Raw genomic sequence first — 5,989 nt, 5'->3', positions numbered from 1 at the left:
CGTCGGGCGCCGCAGCCCGTGCCTCCGGGGGAGGGCCGGGCCGCCCGCCGCAGGGCGGCCGAGCAGGCAGCCAGGGCGCGCAAGGACACCCCGGCGGTGATCGCCAGCCGGATCGTCGGTGAGCTGTTCATCACCACCGGCGTACTGCTGCTGCTCTTCGTCACCTACCAGCTGTGGTGGACGAACGTGCAGGCCGGCTTCCAGGCCGACGGCGCCGCCAGCAGGCTGGAGAAGCAGTGGCAGGACGGCGGCGCCGAGCGCAGGCCGGACGCGTTCTCGCCCGGCACCGGGTTCGCCCTCATGTACATCCCCGCCCTGGACGTCCGGGTGCCGATCGCCGAGGGCATCGACAAGAACAGCGTCCTGGACCGGGGCATGGCCGGGCACTACGACGCCAAGTCCGGCCTGAAGACGGCCATGCCGTGGGACAAGCAGGGCAACTTCGCGGTGGCCGCCCACCGCAACACCCACGGTGAGCCGTTCCGCTACATCAACCGGCTGAAGCCCGGTGACGAGATCGTCGTGGAGACCAGGAGCACGTACTACACCTACGAGATGACGAGCCTGCTGCCGTCCACGCCGCCGTCGAACGTGGACGTGATCAGCGAGGTACCCGAGCAGTCCGGCTTCACCGGGCCCGGCCGCTACGTCACGCTCACGACCTGCACCCCGGAGTTCACCTCGAAGTACCGTCTGATCGTCTGGGGCAAAATGGTGGACGAGCGGCCGCGGAGCAAGGGAAAGCCGGACGCTCTCGTCGGGTAGCGACCGGCCCCGCCCCGGGGCGCGGCGGTGCGCGGCGGGCGGAAGCGAACGGTGGGAGCAGTGGCAGTGACCGAGCACGACGAGCCGGAGGCCGAGGAGCGCACCCCGCGCCCCGCCGCCCGGCCGAGGCGCAGCCGCGGCCCGGTGGCGGCCACCATCAGCGTCATCGGTGAACTCCTGATCACCGCGGGGGTGGTGCTCGGCCTGTTCGTCGCCTACTCCCTGTGGTGGACCAACGTGGTCGCCGACCGGGAGGCCAAGCGGGAGGGCGACCGGGTGCGCGGCGACTGGGCCGCGGGGCGTGGCGGCGGCACGTCCGGCTCTCTCGACACCAAGGACGGCATCGGCTTCCTGCACGTGCCCTCGATGGAGCGCTCGGAGATCCTGGTCAAGCCCGGCACCGATCCGGACGAGCTGAACCAGGGCATCGCCGGGTACTACGAGAAGCCGCTGAAGTCGGCGATGCCGTGGGACGACGAGGGCAACTTCACCCTCGCCGCCCACCGCGACGGGCACGGCGCGAAGTTCCACAACATCCACCGCGTCTCCGAGGGCGACGCGGTGGTGTTCGAGACGAAGGACACCTGGTTCGTCTACAAGGTGTACGCGACGCTGCCGCAGACCTCGAAGTACAACGTGGACGTGCTGGCGCCGGTCCCCGAGGAGTCCGGCCGCACCGAGGCGGGGCAGTACATCACCCTCACCACCTGCACGCCGGTCTTCACCTCCGACTACCGGTACGTCGTGTGGGGCGAGTTGGAGCGCACCGAGAAGGTGGACGCGGACCGCACCCCGCCGAGGGAACTGGCCACGACCTGACCGGCGGCTCCCGCCCGGCCGCCGCAGGCCGGCCGCGCCGCCCCTTACATGCCCGGCGGGCCCCGGCGCCGCGGAACATGCCACTCCACGCCTATTGAGCGAACTTCCGTTAATCCGGCTGGATTTCCCCCTCCGGAGCTGCCTACGTTCCGCGGCGGAGGTGATGCGCAGTGCATCAGGAGTACACCGCCCCACCGGGCGGCTCGGCCGCACCACCGGACGATTCGTCCACCCGGCGGGACGCCATCGACATCAACGACTTCGTCCACGCGGCCACCGGTGCCCGGGTCCGCCGGCTCACCATGCCGGACGGCAGTTACTGGTTCCCGGCCGCCGACGTCTGCCGCAGCCTCGGCTACGCGCACACCGGTTCGGCACTGCGCGGCATCACCGACGACACCAACTGCGACACCCTGGAGACCGTGCTGCGGAAGCACACTCTGGACGTGCCGCCGGGCCGCCAGTGGCGGCGCGACATGAAGGTGGTGAACCTCCAGGGCCTGGTCCGGCTCGCCAACGGCTGCACCAAGGCCGAGGCGGAACCCTTCAAGAACTGGGTCACCGAGGTCGTCGTCGCCGTCCAGCGCGACGGCCTCTACTCGCTCGGACACGCCGAGGTCCAGCCGCCCGCCGGGGCGACCGTCGCCTACGCCATGCCCCGGCAAGTGGCCGACGCCATCATCCGGTTGGAGGAGCGCAACCTGCGGCTGGAGGAACGCAACCGGCGGCTCGACGAGGAGTACGCCGCCGCCCGGCACGCCGAACGAGCCCTGTGGAGCGACCTCAGCCGGGCCGTCCACCGCATCGCCGACACCGTGGAAGCGCTCACCGCCCGCCTGCCGCTGGCCGGCCAGGGCCCGCCCCGGCAACCTCCGCCTCAGCGAACCGGCCCACCGCAGCCGTCCCAGGGCGACCTGGACACCGTGCTCACCGCCTGGCACGCGCGGCTCCCGCTGGTCGGCGACGTCAAGGCCGTCGCGCTCTGCCTGGTGCCGGAGCTGCTCACCCACGGGCGGGCCGCCCGGGCGGTGCCCCACCTCGCGGCCCGCACCGGCCTCACCGAACACCGCGTGCACGACTGCCTCCGGCTGCTGCTGCGCCGCGGCTGCATCACCCAGTCCGACGTCACCGCCGAGGGTGTGCCCGTCTACGTCCTCCGGCACCCCTGACCGGGGGCGCGGGCGGCGAGAGCCGATCCACGGGGAGGCGGGGGTGCCGCGAACGGGCCGGACCGGGGCGGATCCGACCCCCCTCCGCCCGGCGTCCGCTGGCCACCGGAGGCACCCGTCCGCTTGGATGGTGGACCATGCGCGCCCTTCCTCCCGCCGGCCCCCGGCACGGGACCCGCGGCTCCGGGCTGATCCTCACCTTCTTCGGCGCCGTGTGGTGGCTCACCGGCACCGTCGTCCTGGACGGCACCGTCCGCACGGCGGCCCTGACCGCCGGCCTCGCCGCCGTGGTGGTCCTAGCCACGGCCTGCGTGCGCCGGCTCGACGGCGTCGGCGAGCGGGAGGCCTACGAACGCAGCTCCCGGGTCTTCGGCTGGTGCAACGCGGGCCAGGGCGTCGGCATCGCCGCCGCCGTCGCGGTCGGCAACCTCACCGGCGAGCAGAACTGGATCCCCGGCCTCGTCGCCGTCGTCGTCGGGGCGCACTTCTTCCCGCTCGCCCGACCCTTCGGCCACCCCGAGTACCGCTGGACGGGCGAGCTGCTCGACCTGGTCGGCCTGGCCGGCTGCGGACTCGCCCTGGCCGGCACCTCCCTGACCGGTGTGCTCACCGCGGTCGGCACCGGCAGCGCCGCCGCGCTGTGGTCGACCACCGCGTGGTACGTGCTGTCCGGCGCCCGCGACGCCGCCCGCCGCGACACGGCCACCACACCCACGGGCCCCGCCGCGCCCACCGGGTAGACCCCTCGGCCTCCGCCGCCCCGCGCCGGCACAGGTCGCTGACACGTGTCACGGCCGGCGGGCGAGCCGCTGAGCCGCCTAGACCGCGACCACGCAGTTGTCGGAGCTGCGCGAGCCGAGGATGCTGACGACCCCGGTGCTGCCGTCGCCGAAGAACCGGGCGAACATGCCCGCCGGGCGTCCGCCGAACAACAGCGGGCCGAGCACCGGAGCGATGTCGGCGTCGTGCGGCCGGTCCTCGCCGTCGGCCATCATCGGCTGCCGGCAGGTGCGCGGGGCGACGAACTCCTGCACCACGCTGGTGCCCGTCTCACCGGCCGCCGTGACGGCGGCCTCCCACTGCGCCTGGGACGTGTCGCGGCCGATGACCACCTGCTTGCCGCTCATGCCGATGCTCTCCTTGAGCACCAGCGACTCGCGGTGGTCCACGGCGTACCGGACGAGGTCGACCCTCGCCGCTCCCCGTGTGGTGAACCGGTGGGACAGGACCCGGGTCCACGGCAGGTAGCGGTCGACCAGGGCCTGTTCGGCCGCCGTCATCCAAGGGCGTCCCTCGGAGAGCATGCCCATGGTCAGTTTGCTGGACAGGAACGTGGAGGTCTGGGTGCCGACCAGCAGGCAGCCGTGGTCGAGCGCGGCCTGCACGGGGGCGGTGTCGATGCCCAGCTCCGCCCAGTCGGGAATGGTGAAGTCGCGCAGGCCCACCGGGTAGCGCAGGCGCGGCGGGCAGTCCCAGGCCTCGTGGAGGTCCTCCGGCTCGAAGAAGCGCGCGATCAGCCCGTGGTTGTTGAAGTAGTCGACCTGGAGGTCGAAGTAGCGTGTCAGGTCCCCCTGGTCGCGGCGGCTGCCGAGCAGCGCCACGCGCGGCGGCACGCCCAGCTCCGCGCTCAGGTCCCGGAACATCCCGGTGCGGGCGGCGAACGGGTCCTGGTAGGTGAACGGCAACCGGCCCTGGTCGTCGGCGTAGAGCCGGCGCCACACCTCCATGCGGCAGTGCGACTCCACCGGGCCGCCGAGCGCCCCGCTGACGTTGAACTCCAGGAACCGCGGCCCGTCCGGTCCGATGACGACGTCCGGACGGACCACGCAGTCCGCGTACCGCTCCTCGGTGAACTGGTCGGCGAGGAAAAGCTGGTGCTCACTCTCGGGCATCCGGTACGCCGCGAGGCGGCCCTCCGTGGTCGGCGCGGCCTCCAGGGCGGTTCGGCGTATCAGGTCCGTCAGGGCCGAGGTGGCGCGGAACAGCTCGGCGTAGGAGGCGCGCGGCAGGGTGATCGGCGCCGTGGGCAGCAGCGGCTGGTGCAGCCAGCCGGTGTCGCGGATCTCGTGGTGCAGCATCTCGCGGATCGTGCGCACGGGCACCGCGGGCGGCGCCAGCCGGTGCCGTCCGAACCACGGGTGCCCGGTGGCGGCCCGGCTGCCGACGTCCTCGGTCGTGCTCATCGGCCCGCCTCCCGGCAGCGGACCAGGAAGGCACGCTCGAACACGATGACCGGCTCGCCGGTCGACTTGGTGCCGGTCGTCTCCACCGTGACGATGCCCTGCCCGGGTCGTGACCCGGACAGCCGCTTGCCGAGGATCCGGCTGGTGGCGTAGAGCGTGTCGCCGACGTACACCGGCTCCTTCAGGCGGACCCGGTCCCACCCGAGGTTGGCCACCGCCCGCGCGGAGAGGGCCTGCACCGTCATCCCGCCGACGAGGCAGAGCGTGATCCCGCTGTTGACCAGGACTCGGCCGTACTCGGCGTCCGCCCCGTAGGCCCGGTCGAAGTGCAGGGGGTGCTGGTTCATCGTCAGCAGCGTCAGCCAGGTGTTGTCGGTCTCGGTGAGGGTCCGGCCCGGCCAGTGCCGGATGACCATGCCGGGCTCGAAGTCCTCGTAGTCGCCGCCGTGTTCCTCGACGTACTCGTTGTCGCCCACGTGCCGGAGCGTCATGCGCGGTCCTCCTCGTGCGTCGCCTGCGCCGGCCGCGTCGACCCGGTCGCCGCCTCGTACAGGGCGGCGGCCGCCGCCGTGTCCTCGACGGGCAGGCCGACGCAGCGGAACACCGACGTCCGGCCGCCCGGCGGGGCGGCGCCGTTCACCAGGTCGCCGAGCGTGTGCAGGGCCTTCTCGTCGATCAGTCCGGCGGCCAGGGCCGCCCGTACCTCACCGGCCTCCGCCAGCGCGGCGGCGCGCTCCTCCACGAGCACGAACGCGGACGCCAGGAGCGCCGGGTCGACCTCGACGGCGTCCTCGTGCGTTCCGCCGATCACGTTGACGTGCGCGCCGGGAGCCACCCAGTCGGCCTGCACCAGCGGAGTGCGGTCGGCGGTGGAGGTGGTCGTGCAGATGACCGCCGCGTCGCTGACGGCCTCCCGCGCGGTGGCACACACCGTGGCCCGGACCGGTCGCTCCGCGGTGTCACGGACCCACCCCGCGAACCGTTCCGCCCCCGCCGGGGTGCGCGAGTACACCCGCACGGAGCGGATCGGGCGCACGCCGGAGACGGCGCGCA

6 protein-coding genes and 1 pseudogene are annotated in these 5,989 nt (G+C 73.1%); 4 read left to right on the top strand and 3 right to left on the bottom strand.

What is annotated here, in order from left to right:
* The 4 genes from ACYVE9_RS13230 to ACYVE9_RS13215 all read left to right on the top strand — a co-directional run.
* Positions 1-765: class E sortase (locus ACYVE9_RS13230; protein WP_461028013.1), on the top strand; the 765-nt coding region annotated here is incomplete at its 5' end.
* A gap of 60 nt (positions 766-825) precedes the next feature.
* Positions 826-1,584, top strand: a complete 759-nt coding sequence (locus ACYVE9_RS13225) for a class E sortase (protein ID WP_461028012.1) — start codon at positions 826-828, stop codon at positions 1,582-1,584.
* 170 nt (positions 1,585-1,754) lie between these two features.
* Complete coding sequence (locus tag ACYVE9_RS13220) at positions 1,755-2,753, top strand: BRO-N domain-containing protein (RefSeq protein WP_461028011.1); 999 nt, start codon at positions 1,755-1,757, stop codon at positions 2,751-2,753.
* Between the two features lie 137 nt (positions 2,754-2,890).
* On the top strand, positions 2,891-3,493 hold the full coding sequence (locus ACYVE9_RS13215; protein WP_461028010.1) for a hypothetical protein: 603 nt from the start codon (positions 2,891-2,893) through the stop codon (positions 3,491-3,493).
* A gap of 78 nt (positions 3,494-3,571) precedes the next feature.
* On the opposite strand, the gene ACYVE9_RS13210 is transcribed toward ACYVE9_RS13215, so the two are convergent.
* The 3 genes and pseudogenes from ACYVE9_RS13210 to ACYVE9_RS13200 form a co-directional block, all read right to left on the bottom strand.
* Positions 3,572-4,936: a hypothetical protein gene (locus ACYVE9_RS13210; RefSeq protein WP_461028009.1), complete on the bottom strand. Its 1,365-nt coding sequence runs from the start codon at positions 4,934-4,936 to the stop codon at positions 3,572-3,574.
* A complete protein-coding gene (locus ACYVE9_RS13205) occupies positions 4,933-5,427 on the bottom strand; it encodes a MaoC family dehydratase (RefSeq protein WP_461028008.1) in 495 nt (164 codons plus the stop codon). Before ACYVE9_RS13205 ends, ACYVE9_RS13210 begins: the two co-directional genes overlap by 4 nt.
* A pseudogene (locus ACYVE9_RS13200) lies at positions 5,424-5,989 on the bottom strand (ornithine cyclodeaminase family protein); the annotation flags it as partial. The gene ACYVE9_RS13205 and the pseudogene ACYVE9_RS13200, both read right to left, overlap by 4 nt.

Source organism: Streptomyces sparsus (genome assembly GCF_054776295.1).
The sequence above is the reverse complement of the archived record's forward strand: the minus strand, read 5'-3'. Positions and strand labels throughout refer to the sequence as shown.